General features: G+C 39.7%; 17 protein-coding genes. 6 read left to right on the forward strand and 11 right to left on the reverse strand.

The window, feature by feature from the left end:
- The first annotated feature begins 88 nt into the window (after positions 1-88).
- On the forward strand, positions 89-1,381 hold the full coding sequence (rpoN, locus tag CHH48_RS12210) for an RNA polymerase factor sigma-54 (RefSeq protein ID WP_095219429.1): 1,293 nt from the start codon (positions 89-91) through the stop codon (positions 1,379-1,381).
- Positions 1,382-1,421: 40 nt separating this feature from the next.
- On the opposite strand, the gene CHH48_RS12215 is transcribed toward rpoN, so the two are convergent.
- The 7 genes from CHH48_RS12215 to CHH48_RS12245 all read right to left on the reverse strand — a co-directional run bounded on the left by CHH48_RS12215 (position 1,422) and on the right by CHH48_RS12245 (position 8,188).
- Positions 1,422-1,706, reverse strand: a complete 285-nt coding sequence (locus tag CHH48_RS12215; protein WP_095219430.1) for an HPr family phosphocarrier protein — start codon at positions 1,704-1,706, stop codon at positions 1,422-1,424.
- Positions 1,707-1,725: 19 nt separating this feature from the next.
- Positions 1,726-4,503 carry a sigma 54-interacting transcriptional regulator gene (locus tag CHH48_RS12220; protein ID WP_095219431.1) on the reverse strand — a complete coding sequence of 926 codons (2,778 nt, stop codon included), beginning with the start codon at positions 4,501-4,503 and terminating at the stop codon, positions 1,726-1,728.
- Positions 4,504-4,583: 80 nt separating this feature from the next.
- Positions 4,584-5,651, reverse strand: a complete 1,068-nt coding sequence (locus CHH48_RS12225) for an SIS domain-containing protein (protein ID WP_095219432.1) — start codon at positions 5,649-5,651, stop codon at positions 4,584-4,586.
- 27 nt (positions 5,652-5,678) lie between these two features.
- Entirely contained in the window at positions 5,679-6,524 is an 846-nt protein-coding gene (locus tag CHH48_RS12230) for a PTS system mannose/fructose/sorbose family transporter subunit IID (protein ID WP_342747548.1), read from the reverse strand.
- Positions 6,524-7,273, reverse strand: coding sequence for a PTS mannose/fructose/sorbose/N-acetylgalactosamine transporter subunit IIC (locus tag CHH48_RS12235; protein ID WP_095219433.1), 750 nt, complete (start codon positions 7,271-7,273; stop codon positions 6,524-6,526). The genes CHH48_RS12230 and CHH48_RS12235 overlap by 1 nt, the downstream gene beginning before the upstream one ends.
- Positions 7,274-7,291: 18 nt before the next feature.
- Positions 7,292-7,762 carry a PTS sugar transporter subunit IIB gene (locus tag CHH48_RS12240; RefSeq protein ID WP_095219434.1) on the reverse strand — a complete coding sequence of 157 codons (471 nt, stop codon included), beginning with the start codon at positions 7,760-7,762 and terminating at the stop codon, positions 7,292-7,294.
- 15 nt (positions 7,763-7,777) lie between these two features.
- The gene (locus tag CHH48_RS12245; protein ID WP_095219435.1) at positions 7,778-8,188 is read right to left on the reverse strand and encodes a PTS sugar transporter subunit IIA; all 411 of its coding nucleotides are present in this window, start codon (positions 8,186-8,188) and stop codon (positions 7,778-7,780) included.
- 480 nt (positions 8,189-8,668) lie between these two features.
- Between CHH48_RS12245 and CHH48_RS12250 the strand changes: the two genes are divergently transcribed.
- Entirely contained in the window at positions 8,669-9,109 is a 441-nt protein-coding gene (locus CHH48_RS12250; protein ID WP_095219436.1) for a hypothetical protein, read from the forward strand.
- Positions 9,110-9,172: 63 nt separating this feature from the next.
- On the opposite strand, the gene CHH48_RS19580 is transcribed toward CHH48_RS12250, so the two are convergent.
- Together CHH48_RS19580 and CHH48_RS12255 are read right to left on the reverse strand one after the other, a co-directional pair.
- Positions 9,173-9,346: a hypothetical protein gene (locus CHH48_RS19580; protein WP_175074329.1), complete on the reverse strand. Its 174-nt coding sequence runs from the start codon at positions 9,344-9,346 to the stop codon at positions 9,173-9,175.
- 182 nt (positions 9,347-9,528) lie between these two features.
- Positions 9,529-9,729 (reverse strand): cold-shock protein, encoded by a 201-nt coding sequence (locus CHH48_RS12255; protein ID WP_095219437.1) that lies wholly within the window; start codon positions 9,727-9,729, stop codon positions 9,529-9,531.
- 418 nt (positions 9,730-10,147) lie between these two features.
- On the opposite strand from CHH48_RS12255, the gene pgaC reads away from it, so the two are divergent.
- The 3 genes from pgaC to CHH48_RS12270 are packed head-to-tail and all read left to right on the forward strand — an operon-like array spanning position 10,148 to position 12,617.
- Positions 10,148-11,398: a poly-beta-1,6-N-acetyl-D-glucosamine synthase gene (gene pgaC, locus CHH48_RS12260; protein ID WP_095219438.1), complete on the forward strand. Its 1,251-nt coding sequence runs from the start codon at positions 10,148-10,150 to the stop codon at positions 11,396-11,398.
- Positions 11,359-11,808, forward strand: coding sequence for a poly-beta-1,6-N-acetyl-D-glucosamine biosynthesis protein PgaD (gene pgaD / locus CHH48_RS12265; RefSeq protein WP_095219439.1), 450 nt, complete (start codon positions 11,359-11,361; stop codon positions 11,806-11,808). The genes pgaC and pgaD overlap by 40 nt, the downstream gene beginning before the upstream one ends.
- Positions 11,805-12,617: a polysaccharide deacetylase family protein gene (locus CHH48_RS12270; protein WP_245840374.1), complete on the forward strand. Its 813-nt coding sequence runs from the start codon at positions 11,805-11,807 to the stop codon at positions 12,615-12,617. The genes pgaD and CHH48_RS12270 overlap by 4 nt, the downstream gene beginning before the upstream one ends.
- Before the next feature lie 73 nt (positions 12,618-12,690).
- Here the strand turns inward: CHH48_RS12270 and fosX are convergent, their stop codons facing one another.
- On the reverse strand, positions 12,691-13,095 hold the full coding sequence (gene fosX, locus CHH48_RS12275; RefSeq protein WP_095219440.1) for a FosX/FosE/FosI family fosfomycin resistance hydrolase: 405 nt from the start codon (positions 13,093-13,095) through the stop codon (positions 12,691-12,693).
- Positions 13,092-13,703: an HD domain-containing protein gene (locus CHH48_RS12280; protein ID WP_095219441.1), complete on the reverse strand. Its 612-nt coding sequence runs from the start codon at positions 13,701-13,703 to the stop codon at positions 13,092-13,094. Before CHH48_RS12280 ends, fosX begins: the two co-directional genes overlap by 4 nt.
- Positions 13,704-13,906: 203 nt before the next feature.
- Here CHH48_RS12280 and CHH48_RS12285 point away from each other — a divergent pair, with 203 nt between their 5' ends.
- Positions 13,907-14,836, forward strand: coding sequence for a metal ABC transporter solute-binding protein, Zn/Mn family (locus CHH48_RS12285; protein WP_095219442.1), 930 nt, complete (start codon positions 13,907-13,909; stop codon positions 14,834-14,836).
- Position 14,837 lies beyond the last annotated feature (1 nt).

A 14,837-nucleotide genomic window follows, 5' to 3' on the forward strand; every position in this document is an offset into this window, starting at 1 on the left:
GTGCTTCGCTTTTTTTTGCTGCTATATATAGTCTAATCAAATTAATTTGTGTAAAATTAGAATTATCAATCAATTAGGGGTGAAGTTAATGCCTTTGCATGTCGGACTCATTCAAAAGCAGCAGCAAGCCCTAACTCTAACTCCTTCTCTTCGGCAATCCATCTCTATATTACAGTTTTCATCTGCTGAGCTTAACGAATACATACTGGACCAAATTCAAAGCAATCCCGCCCTTCAATTAGAGGTAACTCCTTCCCCTGATCGGGAATCTAGCTGGTCAACCGTTTCTGCTGCAGCTGATAGATACGACAGAATAGTATCAGAGGAATCTTTGACAGAACATCTAGAGCATCAAATATCTCTATTATCCATTTCACCTGATGTTAGAGCTGCATTATATTATCTAATAGGAAGTTTAGATGATAAGGGTTATCTCACTTTGGATAGTTTACATGCTGCGACTGCATTACGTACCAATATTGATAAATTAAATGAAGCAATTGCTATACTCCACACCCTAGCTCCCCCCGGAATTGGTGCTAGAGACTTACGCGAATGCCTTCTCCTGCAAATCAGGAAGTCTAATTCCCTTGCTTATAAGATTGTGGATAAACATCTTGGACTGCTGGCAGAGAAAGAATATGAATTACTATCAACTATATTCGGTGTAAAATCACCCGACATCTATGAGGCAGAATTACAAATTAAGACACTGCACCCTTATCCCGCTATGAACTTCAATACAAAGCCTACTCATTATATTTCAGCAGATGTGATTCTAAGACAAACAGACTGCGGAATCAGCATTATTGTGAATCAAGCACATTTGCCAGCGGTACAACTTGATTCTTCTTTTTCAACCATGCTTCATACCGACTCTTCAAATGAAGTAAAACGATACGCCAAGGACAGTATGTATAAAGCTAACCAGTTGATTAGAGGATTGGAGCAAAGACAACAAACTCTCTACAACATAACGAAGGAGATACTTGCTTTCCAATCCGATTTCTTTAAAGAAGGTACAACAAGCTTAAAGTCCATGACACTAAAAGATATTGCAAGTGCTGCTCATGTCCATGAATCAACTGTTAGCAGAGCAACTAGCAATAAGTACTTGCAGACCCCACTTGGAGTCTTTGCATTCAAACAACTCTTCTCCAAAGGGGTCTCTGGCACAAGCACAGATGCATATCATTCCGTCTATAAGATTAAAAAAGAGATTAAAGAATTAATCGATAATGAGAGGAAGACTTCACCCTTATCAGATCAAAAGATTGTAACCTTACTCCAGAAGCATTCCATTGCTATATCCAGGAGGACAGTTGCTAAATATCGGACGGAATTAGGTATTCAGGATTCTAGAAATCGAATTAAAAAATGAAAGCATCTGGGAGATAACTCTTGATGCTTTCATTTCTGATTTAGCTAATAGCTTTCGCTGTTACTCCTATACATTCTTTTTCAATCAATTCACATAAAGTCTGCAGTGCTTCGCTCTCATCCTCCCCATCAGTCATAACCTCAATAACCATTCCATCCGTTATTCCAAGTTTCATGATTCCTGTTATGGATTTCATGTTGACTTTTGTTTCCTCGAAACCAAGATATACATTAGATCTGAACTTATTTGCTGTTTGAACTAGTTTGGTTGCTGGACGGGCATGAATACCCATTTTATCTGTAACTGTAAATTTCTCTAAGAGCATACTACCTTCCTCTCTTCTATCAATAAACAAAGGTTTCGTTTCTGATTTTTATAATGTCATAAATATATCCAATCTCCGACAAGGGAATTTCTACGCCGTAACTCTCTTCGATCCTATAGAAAATACGCTTCATAAGATGCACGAACGTTTTGTGTTCTTCACCGAATTGTTCCATATCAGAGTAATATTCAATAGGACTTTTCTTGACGAGACGTTCTACAAGACAACTCATATGAATATACAGACTCATTAAAGTAGGATTTGAGAACGTGATGTTTAATTCTTGCTGAATTCTTCCGAGGATGTCGCTAAGATTATCAATGAGCTTATCAGGATTAAGAATCGTTAGATGGTTAATTACACTTTCAAGAGAGAATAGCTTAAGCATTGTTTCATTCAGTTCTTCAATTTTTGCAGGAGGCAATATCCCATTAAGAATTACATTCAGCTTATTAGTATCCTTCTCCGAGATGATGTCTTCCATAGCTACAAAGGGTATATGCGGCACTTTTGGATCTAAGGTACCCACAATCCCCAAAACATTATAACTAGTAAAGACATGTTCCTTAAGCCCGTTATTCTTTAGACTCAAGAAATCATAGGGAAGGACTGTGATTTTTTGAGTGTTGCCAATGCCTTTCACAAGGAGTTCTTTGATTTTCACTGCAGTTCCCATGCCTGTACCGCACGTTGTGATGATGGCATTGCTCTTGTTATGCTCATCCTTAATCAGTTTGTAGGTCGGTTTGATGGATGCAGTAACACGCTTAAGGATTTGCTCTATCTTATCTTCACGCAGGATGGATTCTCCAACTTCAATTGCCATGGATGTTGTAATATTATTTAATAACCCAATAGGACCTGTACCCTGAGGTTTCAAATGGTTTTGTAAGTCGGTCAGTGAGCCCATATCCACAAGAAAAATGACACCATTTGTCGTATCAATAACTTCCATGTAATCCTCTATTTTATGGATGATATCAAAAGGTGATACATCTAATGGCATGTCGAAAGCCTCGAATATATTATCCCCAAGCACACTGTTTGCTACATGAGCAATACTGCTGGCTGTGGCAAAACCATGTGAAACGATGACCGATCTGATTCTGTCAGACCTCTTATTTTTCTTTAACCCAGACAGATAAAGAGCAATAACAGCAATATCAAGCTTGTTCACATATACATCAAAAGTATCCCTAATTTTGTTGACGACTCTATTCGCGTAGGTGACTTCATCCGGCAGCAGTAATCGGACTGCATCCAGCACCTGCTTAGTAGTGCCCTCTTCTGTAGCTGGAAGAGCTGAGCTACAGGCTTCGAACAGATAATGTGTTAGCCCGATAATAAAACTTCCCGGAAAGATAATCGATTTTTCAACCGGTCTATACTCCATGTAAGTAGTGATAAGTTGTTTTAGACTAAGAAATTCTACCTCACCGACTACCTTTTGATTGCTGTACATGATTCGATCAATTTCCTGATTGACAAGGATAGTGAGCTCTGAGATATCATCCTTAGTATCCGTGTTACTCGCTAATCGTTCTATAAGTGACTGGTAAATACCATTTAATTTACCAGTCGCTTGGTTCAAGAAGGGAAGATCACTTACAATTTGTACTGCCGGATGTATAGATATAGATTCATCCGGCAGTTCCAGTACCTGTTTTTGTTTATTGAGTAAATAATATTCGACAATTTCCTTCGGCAAATGACGTTGTTGAATATGGATTCCATCATCTTTTATAGAAATAGTTTCTTGATAAGCTTTCGCACAAGAAGTTGTAATTATATTCTTTAACTCTCCTACATTTCCTTTTGGAGGATAGGCCATCAACGCTCGGATGACATCATGCTGGATACCTAGTTTAACACCGATATTCCTGCTTTCTTTTTCATAGAAAAGGTAAATTAAGCGGAACTTCTCATCATCAGATCGTTCCCTTAATGGAGGAATCGATGTGATGATCGGAATTCTCCTAATGAAAGTCGGCAGAAAGGTCTCTTCTATTCCTTCTGTAGTTGCAAATAGGAGTCTAACATCTGATCTCTTCCATTTTTGGTTATCTCCTAATGGATGAAAAACACCTTGATCCATGAACAAGAACAATTTCTCCTGACCTTCCGCTGATAAACGATGTACCTCATCCAAGAAGAGAATACCGCCATCAGCAGCCTCGATAATGCCCTTTGTATCTTTCACAGCTCCGGTAAACGCTCCGCTAACATATCCAAAGAGATTTGCTGTGACTAGCTCTGGATTATCTGCGAATTCCGCACAGTTCATTGTAAGAAAAGGGCTCTCATGAGCGATCAGTTTGCTTTCCAATGCGTATTCATACGTTAATCGCGCCAAATTGCTTTTTCCGACACCTGTTTCACCGGCGATCATGATTGGAAGACCTCTTGGAGGATAACTAATGGCTGCTTTTAATTGCTCTATTTGAGTGGACATACTTCCTTCTGCCCCAATGAATACAGAGAATGGATTCCTTTTCTTGCTTTCTTCATTACGCAAGTAGTGAAATAACTCTTCGTAACTAGAAAAGCTAGTTTGGACGACAGGCTTCTTATAATGCTCTTCTAAATGCCTCTTCAAGTGAAAATAAACCGGTCTAGTGTTAACCTTAACCATATCTCCAGAACGATTAAGTTCGTTTAAATACCTGCTTGCAGCACTTCTGCTTATCTGCATCAGTGCTGCAATTTGACTGGCATCAATTCCAATCTGGTCCTCATGTTGATCTGGCAGATTAGCAGACAGATGTAAGATTTGTTGGATTATGTTGTCTTTTATCATATCTAATTCATCTCCTATCCGATCTACTTAAACTCTACCTTTATATTATATCTTTAGTTTTCTTAATAGTTAGAAAATAATTAGACATTAGCTACCTTGCTTCCCATCATTGTATGGAAATTGGGGAATTTCGGAATTGCTGCATCTATGCCCTTATCAGCAGATAATAACGATGACAAGATTTGAAGTGGAACAATATATTCAAAAGCAGAAAAGTCTTCCTGCTCTTGGAAAGCAAAAGCTAAATCCTTATCAGAAGCTTCAAAGGTACCCTCTTTACCTATCACGTAACAATGATCCGTTATTTCTCCCAAGAATTCTTTCATATGGAGCAGCCTTTCTTTATCTTTGTGCTCTGAGGCCAAAAATATAATGAAGCTGTCTGGGCTAATACAGTTATAAACGCCGTGCATGTATTCTTCCATTTCATAACCGACCACAGGAACCCTTGCCGTTTCCAGGAGTTTCAATGCTCCTTCCAAAGCTGTAGCGTAATTTGTGCCATATCCTATTACAGCAATATCTTTTGCATGATAGAAATCACCCTTAATTTTTTGATACCATTCTTCAGAAACATAAGCCAGCGTATCAATGCTGCCGAAAGTAGTTTGCAGGCTCTCCAATATTTCTTCATCCTGCTGTCCAGAAGCCTGCATGGCGAAGAGAATCAAAGTAAGGATGGTTCCAACATACCCTTTCGTCTTCGCTCCTGCTTTCTCAACCGAACCGATGGATAAAGGAATAAAATAGTCTACTGTGTCTGCTAAATCACTTTCTGCATACTCGGAAATTCCGATAGTAGGAAAACCCCATTGCTTTGCTTTCTCAATTCCATGAATTGTCGATAGGCTCCTGCCACCTTGAGAAATTCCAATAACAAGCTGTTTTCCGCCTAAATGCAGCTGCTCTCGTTCGAAATGTGTTGGATACATAACAAATACCTGTTTATTTAGTAATCTTGATATCGTGTCTTTCGCCACTAATGCAGCATGATAGGAAGTTCCGGAACCTATCACATAAACGTTTTCGATTTCGTTTTTTGTATAAGCTTGCACGCTGACCCCTATAATATCTTCCTTCCTTTGTAAGATAGATGTGAGAACTTCCTTTTCCTCATGGATAAATTGATTCATTAGATTTTTTTGCATAATGCTTCCCCTTTCACCTAATAGATTTTATAGAATTCCAGCCCATTTGCCTAAAATACCAACAGCAATGATACCAATCATTATATAGTTCACTTTGACACCCTTTTTCAGCATCAAAAATAGCAGCAGGGTAAGTCCAAGCGGCAAGATATTTGGCATGATTTGATCTAGTGTTTCCTGTAAGTTAACAGTTGCTCCCTGAATACTTATTTCTAATGGAGTTGTAAATTGTACCAGTGTACCGGTCATAGCACCTATGACAATTAATCCAAGTATGCCTGCACAATATGAGACTTTTTCCATGTTTCCCTTTTCATATAAAGAGCTCAAAAGTGTAGTTCCCTGGTTATAACCCCAAAACGTACCTTTGTAACGTAAGAAAAAGTGAGGGATATTGTAGAGTACCAGGAAGAGAATCGCTCCAAGAATGTTGCCTTGACTGGCAAGCGATATTCCAATACCGGCTGCAATTACACGAAAAGTTCCCCAGAAGAAAGAGTCACCAATACCGGCTAACGGTCCCATCAAGGCTACCTTTATCGCATTAATGGAAGAAGAATCGAAAACTCCTTTTTCCCTTGCATTCTTTTCTTCCATTGCCGTTGAGATTCCCATGACGAAACTGGAAACAGCAGGAGTAGTATTGAAAAACTCCAAATGCCTTTTTAAGGCTGCGGCCAAATCACTCTTCTTCGGATAAAGCTTTAAAAGTATAGGAATCATCGCATACAGATAGCCTAAAGCCTGCATCCGCTCATAGTTGAATGATCCTTGTAGGTGAAAAGATCTCCAAAAGACCCTTCTTAATGTTCTTTTATCTACTATTTGATCTTGGTCAGCGCTCACTTGGTGATGCATTTGCTTTTCTTCCACTAGAGAAGCACCTCCTTGTCCTTATCTGTTGGCATAAGCTGATAGATAACGACTGCAATAATTGCTCCAATTACAGCTACAGGTGTGATATCGAGTCCGAAAAAGACAGCTAAACCAAAGCCGAGAAAATAGAAAGGTGATAATTTTTTAGTAAATGTCATTTGCAGCAATAGTGCAAAACCGAGTGCTGGGAACATATTTGCTGCAACTTGTAGCCCTTCTGTGATGGTTTGAGGAATAGCATTTACAATGCCCTCGACTACTTCAGAACCTAAAAGAATCCCCAAAAAGTTCGGAACAAAACCGTTTAGGAAAAATAGTCCTACTGCAAGCCAGTGCATCAGTACAATTTTCTTTGTATCTCCTTCTTCAGCATACTTATCTGCACGATGTATAAAAGAAGTGTTGATTGTACGAACGAGGATGCCTAGAGATTGTGCAAGTATGGCAATCGGAACTGCCAATGCTAAGGCTACTTCAGCTCCGCTGTCCGTCATAATGGCAAAAGCCGTTCCTAAGATACCTCCAGTTGTTACGTCAGGTGGTGTTGCTGATCCAACACCAACGATCCCCATCCATACCAGCTCTAATGTAGCTCCGACAATGATTCCGGTAGTGAAATCTCCCAGTACTAATCCTACCAACGGCCCCATGACAAGCGGTCGTTCAAACATCATCTGTCCAAATATCCTTCCATCTAAAATCCCAATCGCTCCTAACAACCCGATTAGTATGGCTTCTAAAACCATAGGACTTCCCCCTCCCTTTTACACGACAGATTCAAATAATTTTTTACTATCAGTTGGGACCTGCCGGATTTCCACTTCTATCCCGCGGCTGATTATTTCGTTCAGATTTTCTTTATCGTTTTCATCTACAGCGATAGCTCTGGAAATTAGTTTCTTACCCTCAGCCATCCGCATCCCGCCAAGATTAATACTTTTTATACCGTTATAGCTTTCAACTAGAGCTAAGGCATCCTTGGAATTATCAACAAGAATCAATGCTTTAAATTTGGGATCCTCTAATTTTGGAAGTATTTCGATGGTTTCTGTTACTGTTTTGATGTATAGTGTGCTGCCCGGTGCTTTGGCTAGATTTAACGTCATCTTCTTTAATGGATCATTTGCCGCTAGATCATTTGCAATAATAACTGTATTTACATCAAGATGACGGGACCAGGCAAAAGCTACTTGGCCGTGTAATAGTCGATCATCAATTCTTACAAGTTTAATCATTTATGTTCCTCCTATCTATTTGGATATACTTTTAGATAACACTTCATTGACATACACAATTCCGTTTTTTGCTTGATGTACACAATGCTCTATCAAATCTTTCGTTGACATCGCATCTTTCAAACTAAGCATTTCCAATACGAGCGATAAATTGAACCCAGTTACAACATGAACATTAGAAAAACGGGTAAACTCAGCACTTAAATTAGCGATACTTCCACCGAGTACATCCGTTAAAATGATGTATTCAGCATTGGTATCCTCATTGTTCAGCTTTTTGTTGATTTCTTCTTTGATCGAGTCCATTGTTCTCTCGGGATCCATACATACAGCATCCATTTCATAAGTGTTTCCCATGATCATTTGAACAGAGTTCTTAAGTTCCTTTGCTAAATTGCCATGTGATGCGATGATGAACTTTTTCATCTACATTCACCTCCTCACTTAACTTATAAGCAAGTTTCATGCCAATTAGTGTGTCGCTGATAATTTAACGTTATATTCTGAATTTTCTTCTTACTGTGTCACAGTATAGCTTTCTCACCCGGTATTGCGTGGGTTGTGTGACTAGCATAAGTTATCAGAGAACCGCTGTTTAATAATTTGCACAGATTATACAGAATCCTCTTGCTTCCGACTGGCAGTTAATTTACTTAATAGCGATATTTAAGAATATATGGAAGTGAGCAATTACACTTATGAACTTTTCGTACCAGGCTAATGGCATCAACAGCCCCATCTTTTGGAATATGCTTGTAATGTCACTATTTGGAAAGCTGGTAGAATTATCGAGATAGTCAATTGTCCGCTGATTTGTTGTAGTAATGAGGGGAAGAAGGCCGCCAAGAAAATTTTATTACCTCATCTATCCAAATGCATTATAATAAGTAATATCCTGGAAATAGAATGGAGAAGAATCCTATTTCGAAAAAAATCAAATTACTTTTAGTCATTGTTTGCTTAGTTGCAATTATTGGAGTTTCAGTCTATATAGTCCTGCCTTTTCTATCCGTTAATCACGATAGGACATTGGAAGAAAGTCTGAATAACAAGTTAAAAGAGGAAAATACAAATTCATTAAATCTTGGAGATTATATTAATTACGATTGGAAGAGAGCTTATTACTTTACCCCTTATACATCTGAAAGCTATATGAAAGAGCAGTTGGGTTTTAGATTTTATGATCCAGTAAATCTGTCAATCAGAGATGATATTGAACTCTTCGTTGTAGTCAAGGAAGATAATACATTTGAATATGCGAGCGTCGAACTTCGATACGGGTATTTGTTACAAAAAGAAGAATACGTAACACCAGAGCATGATGTGATTGAAATTACACATCCTTAACTAGCTATTGCTTGTGCAAAATAATAAAAACCGACTGGCAGCTGCCGGTCGGTCCATGTAATACTATTCTTCATTCTTCATTAATTCTTCTTCAAAGAAAAAAGTACTGGGATACTTATTGACTACATAAGAGTATTTTTTCATATTTTTCACATAATGACTTTTTAAGACTGTTACTAATTCATTTGACTCTCTTATTTTTACTATTTCTCCATTACGAAAAGTTCCTGCGCTCATAGGTCTCATCCTCTCGGGTATCAATTCAAAATTTATTTATGCTTGTATGATTCCCTAAAGAACTTCTATCAACTCTGGTATTTTTATACCGTGATTTCAGAGTAGTTATAATATGTTTTGTTTTTACTAGCTAAATTATTCAAAATAAAAAAGACTCCAGAAGGAGTCTTTTTTATTTGTAATTAGATTTTGTTAACGTTAGCAGCTTGTGCTCCACGTTGACCTTGTTCGATATCGAAAGAAACTTTTTGACCTTCGTCTAAAGATTTGAAGCCTTCGCCTTGGATAGCGCTGAAGTGTACGAATACATCTTCTCCGCCTTCAACTTCGATGAAACCGAAACCTTTGTCTGCGTTAAACCATTTTACTGTACCTTGTTCCATAATAATTGCCTCCTGTTGTGGGTTGTCCACAAATGTATTACTACCCTTGTTCAAACATACTATCTCAAGATAAAAATCATTCTTGCAAATTTTACACCGAACAAAAATAACTAAATTCATCATAACATATAGAAGTATATATAGCAAACACAGAAAAGCAGAAAATTTTAAAAGTGTAAAAACCTGGATTTACTCAGTTTAAGTCTACCTTTATTTATTTATCGTCCGATCAAGCAACTTCATTAAATTGTAGAAATCATCCAAATAACAATCAAAAATTTTAGCTTATAGCCAGCCCAAAAACTCCTTTATTTTTTTACTTTCTTTTACATATATATACAAATTACTAGTGCTTTTCATGTGGCAATCTATTATACTTTGATAGCGCAGTTGCGTAATACATAAAGGTGGGCAAGATATGTTCGATAATATTTTCGTACCAGGGCTGAATGGCATTGCTAGTTTCGTCTTTTGGTACCCATTTGTGATGTCGCTGTTTTGGATTGCTGGTACGCTTGTCTATATATGGTTTCGTGACAAAGACCAAAAAATTGATTTTGAGAAGGTCGATTGGCCGCTGATCAGTTTTTTGGTCCCTTGTTATAATGAGGAAGATACGATTGAAGAGACATTAGATAACTTACTAGGTTTGGATTATCCGAAGAAAGAGATCATTTTGATTAATGATGGCAGCAAGGATAATACTGCCTCTATCCTGAAAAAACTCAGTCAGAAACATCCGAGTATCCGAGTTATCCAGTCGTACGAGAACCGAGGTAAAGCGAATGCTTTGCATCTTGGGGCGCATGCTGCCAGAGGTGAATTTCTGCTTTGCTTGGATTCAGATGCGATTCTTGATAATGATGCACCATATTATTTGATTCATCACTTTCTGCATAAGGGTGAGCGTCTTGGTGCAGTTACCGGGAACCCGCGAATTCGGAACCGAAATACACTGCTCAGCCGGATGCAGCTCGTAGAGTACTCCTCTATCATTGGAGCAATCAAGCGCACCCAGCGAATTCTCGGAAAAGTTATGACGGTTTCCGGTGTTGTCGTGGCGTTCCGGAAGCGGGCGCTTTTGGATGTTCGTTTGTGGGATCGGGATATGATTACGGAAGATATCGCTGTCAGCTGGAAGCTGCAGCAGCGCTTCTGGGATATACGATATGAACCGCGGGCACTGTGCTGGATGCTTGTCCCGGAGAGTTTGAAAGGAATTTGGAAACAGCGTGTTCGCTGGGCACAAGGAGGGCAGGAAGTTATGCTGCGCCACTGGCGTGTGCTGTTCCGCTGGAATCAGCGCCGCATTTGGGTTGTTTATTTAGAGCAATGGATTAGTACAATCTGGGCTTTTGCTTGGTTGTTTGTAACAGTATCACTATTGCTTACAGCAGAAACTTTCCAGGAAATGCTCATCTGGATTACATTCACTTCCTTCGCTCTTGTATTTATGAGTCTGATTCAGCTCTTTATCTCTTTGCATATTGATTCGAAGTATGACAAAGTGAAACGATTTTATCTGTGGGCATCCTGGTATCCTGCTATTTACTGGATCGTTAATACAGGTGTAGTAATGAGTGCGTTTCCTCGTGCCATTGCATCACGTTATAAAGGAGGCTATGCGACATGGAAAAGCCCAGACCGCGGGATCAACAGGAACAAGTGATCATTTTGGAAAAGCAGTCTTTGCCGCGTTTCATCGTGAGCCTGCTATTCACACTGCTTATCTGGATTTATAGTCTGTTTGTCGTTTGGTTTTTTGCCTCTGCTTTATTTGATACAAATGATCGGTACAGCGGTATATTGAAAATAGCTTTCAAGACTTCAAATACCGAGGTTCGGACTTTCATGCTGATCGGTGTATGTATATTTCTGTTCTTCCTCCTTTACTTCTTGTTCTGGAGAACGTATAACAAGAAACGTTTTGGAAGCAAGACGCGACGCAAGCCGCCAAAGCCAGTTACAGTAGATGACTTGGAAAAGCTGGAGCTCATTCCAGCAGAAACAATCAAGAAACTGCAAACGAGCAATTATATTGAGTTCGAAAAAAATCCGGTACGTGATTTGGAAAAATGAGAAGAATTCTTTTAATCCTTGTTGGTTTAGTAATAGTAGGGTTGATCACTTTTCGTGCTATTCACTTGTTTGAGGCAGACGTAGCCGAAGAGACAAAGGTTGATCATGCCTTGAATCAAGATGGCTGCCTCGGATTGAATTACCATAGGGTAAGGCGCCCAACTGTGTTTAATAAGACAGTCTCTTTCTTCACTCGGTCGGATGAACTGACACGCTATAGTGTCTACACCGATGATTTCGAGGGACAGCTCAAGAAACTAAAAGATATAGAAGTTACCTTTGTTACACCAGAAGACATTAATCGCTACCAGAAAGAAGGCGCTTTTCCGGATCGCTGCGTGTGGATCAACTTTGATGATATTGATCGGACTGTATATGAAAATTCCTTTCCAATCCTGGAAAAAGAGAACGTACCTTTCACTCTTTATGTTATTGCTGGGCATGTCGGTGATAAGGACTTCCAAAATCTGCAGATGGCTACCTGGACGCAGATACAGGAAATGGCCGACAGCGGACTCGCTACAATCGGTTCGCATACATATGATATGCACAGGCTTGAAGCAGACAAGCCACTGTTTCTGGATGACAATAATCTGGAAGCCTTCGCAAAAGACTTAGAGAAAAGTAAAGCCGTGATTGAGAAGCATTTGAATATTGATCCTGTTACCTTCGCCTATCCTTATGGAAATACGAATGATAAGGTTGCTCAAGTTTGTGCAAGATGCTGGCTTCGAACAAGCGGCTATCCTTGCGCCGCAATCGATTACAGTAAAAGATGCCCCCTATTATTTAAACCGAATTGTTACTAATCCAGAAACATTTGAATCAATCATATTGCCTTATTTAGAGGAGCAGGAAAAAGGATGAAGCTTGGCTTAAGCTTCATCCTTTTTTGTATGCTTTTACTCGTTCCTCCAGCGTGCCCGTGTGCAATTCGAACAGGTTATTATCAAAATCATAGAAATAGATGGACTCCCCCTCACCGGCAATCCGGGAGCGGGAGTGTCTTATTTCTAAGCCAGCCTTCTCTATCCTATCTCTGTACGTGTCGAGTTCAGTTGCTGTTACTTGAAAAGCGACGTGATGATATGTCCGGTTCACAACTTCTTCTGCTTGCATGACAGCAATCCATTGACCGCCTATCAAAAAAAACTTCTCCGGATATAATGAATGCCTTTCATTCCCGCTGTCGTATACTTCTTCCGCATCTAAAATCTCCTTGAAAAGAGCAGCTGTTTGATCGAGATTTCTGACAACAAACGTTATATGGCTGATCCCCTTGATCATTCCGAAAGTCCCACGCTTTGAACAGAACCATGCGCTTCCATTTTTTCTTCCGCCTCGGCAACAATGGCTTGCCGCAGCTCATCCAGTACTGGATGGAATTCCGAATGTGGCTTTAGCAAGTAAACCATTTCCTTTTCTATCTCCAGCCATGTATCCATCGAAGCTTCATTATGCTGCAACTGTGCTTCCAGCTTATCTAAAGCGTTGGCTACTTTTGCCTCGAATGTTTGTTTTGCTTCAAATTCAAGCCAAAGTGCCTGCAGCTCCTTCCCTGGCTCTTCTTCCAGCATTGCTCTGATATTATCCATTGCTGTTGACTCTGCCAGCTGCTTTTGTTTTTTTCTCCCCCTATCAAACAGCGTATCAAAAGCAGGCACATCCTTTGCCTCTGCTTCGACTAAATCATGAATCGTGATCATCTTCAACAATTTTGCCATGTCTAGTTTTTCTTCTATGTATGGTTCTATAAGCACTGCCATCAGGCCTACGCGCCATGTATGTTCTGCTACACTTTCCTGTCTGCCGTTTGACAGCCAACTGTGTCGCATCTCAAATTTGAGCTTTTCAGCAAGTCTCAATACTTGCATAATTCCTCTCATATGTTCCATTGATATCATCCCCCTTCCCATCATATTACCATAATTTTCATGCAATACATGTCGTTTTTTGCCTTAGGTAAATTTATTTTCTTGATTGATTATTTTTTGCAAACATGCACTTGACTTTCCCATGTACATAATATAATTTTGCACTAAGGCAAAATAAGTGCGTGCGCCTAAAGAATTGAATTTACTGAAAAGGAGTGTTTTGTGTGAAGAAGCTGTTTTACTTTGTTTCCCCTTTGTTTGCTGTTTTCTTACTTGCTGGCTGTGGTGCTTCCGATTCTGCTTCGGGTTCTGAGGAAAACAAATTGCAGGTGACGACGACTATTGCTCAAATTGCCGATGCTGCTGAACAGATTGGCGGCGAACATGTGGAAGTTGAAAGTCTAATGGGTCCAGGAATTGACCCGCATTTGTACAAAGCAACGCAAAGCGATATGCAAAAGCTTCAGGATGCAGATGTCATTCTTTATAACGGGCTTCATCTGGAAGGCCAGATGCTGGAAGTGTTCGAAAATATGCAGGATAAGACACCTGCAGTAGCAATCGGGGAGAACATCGACGGTTCCGGTCTGCTTACTGATGCGGAGGATAACACATTGTCCGATCCTCATATCTGGTTTGACGTTGCAATCTGGAAAGATGCAATTGGCAGTATTACAGACACATTCATCGAAGAAGATCCCGATAACAAAGCAGACTATGAAAAAAACGAAACTGCTTATTTAAAGGAACTGGATGAGCTGAAAGCTTATGCCGAAGAACAGCTAGCCTCCATTCCAGAAGAACAGCGGGTTCTCATTACAGCGCATGATGCCTTTCAATATTTCGGTGAGGCATATGATATGGAAGTGATGGGACTGCAGGGGTTGTCTACTGACTCCGAATTCGGTCTGGCTGATATCCAGAGACTGGTGGATACGCTGACTGAACGTAAAATTGGTGCTGTATTCGTGGAGTCGAGTGTGTCCGAAAAGTCGATCAATGCTGTGATTGATGGAGCCAAGGAAGCTGGACACGAAGTTGAAATTGGTGGCGAACTTTATTCTGATGCTATGGGTGAGGAAGGTACGGAAGAAGGCACGTATATCGGCATGTATCGTCACAATGTAGACACGATCGTTGACGCTTTGAAATAGG

Source organism: Terribacillus saccharophilus, assembly GCF_002272075.1.
Classification (GTDB): domain Bacteria; phylum Bacillota; class Bacilli; order Bacillales; family Amphibacillaceae; genus Terribacillus; species Terribacillus saccharophilus_A.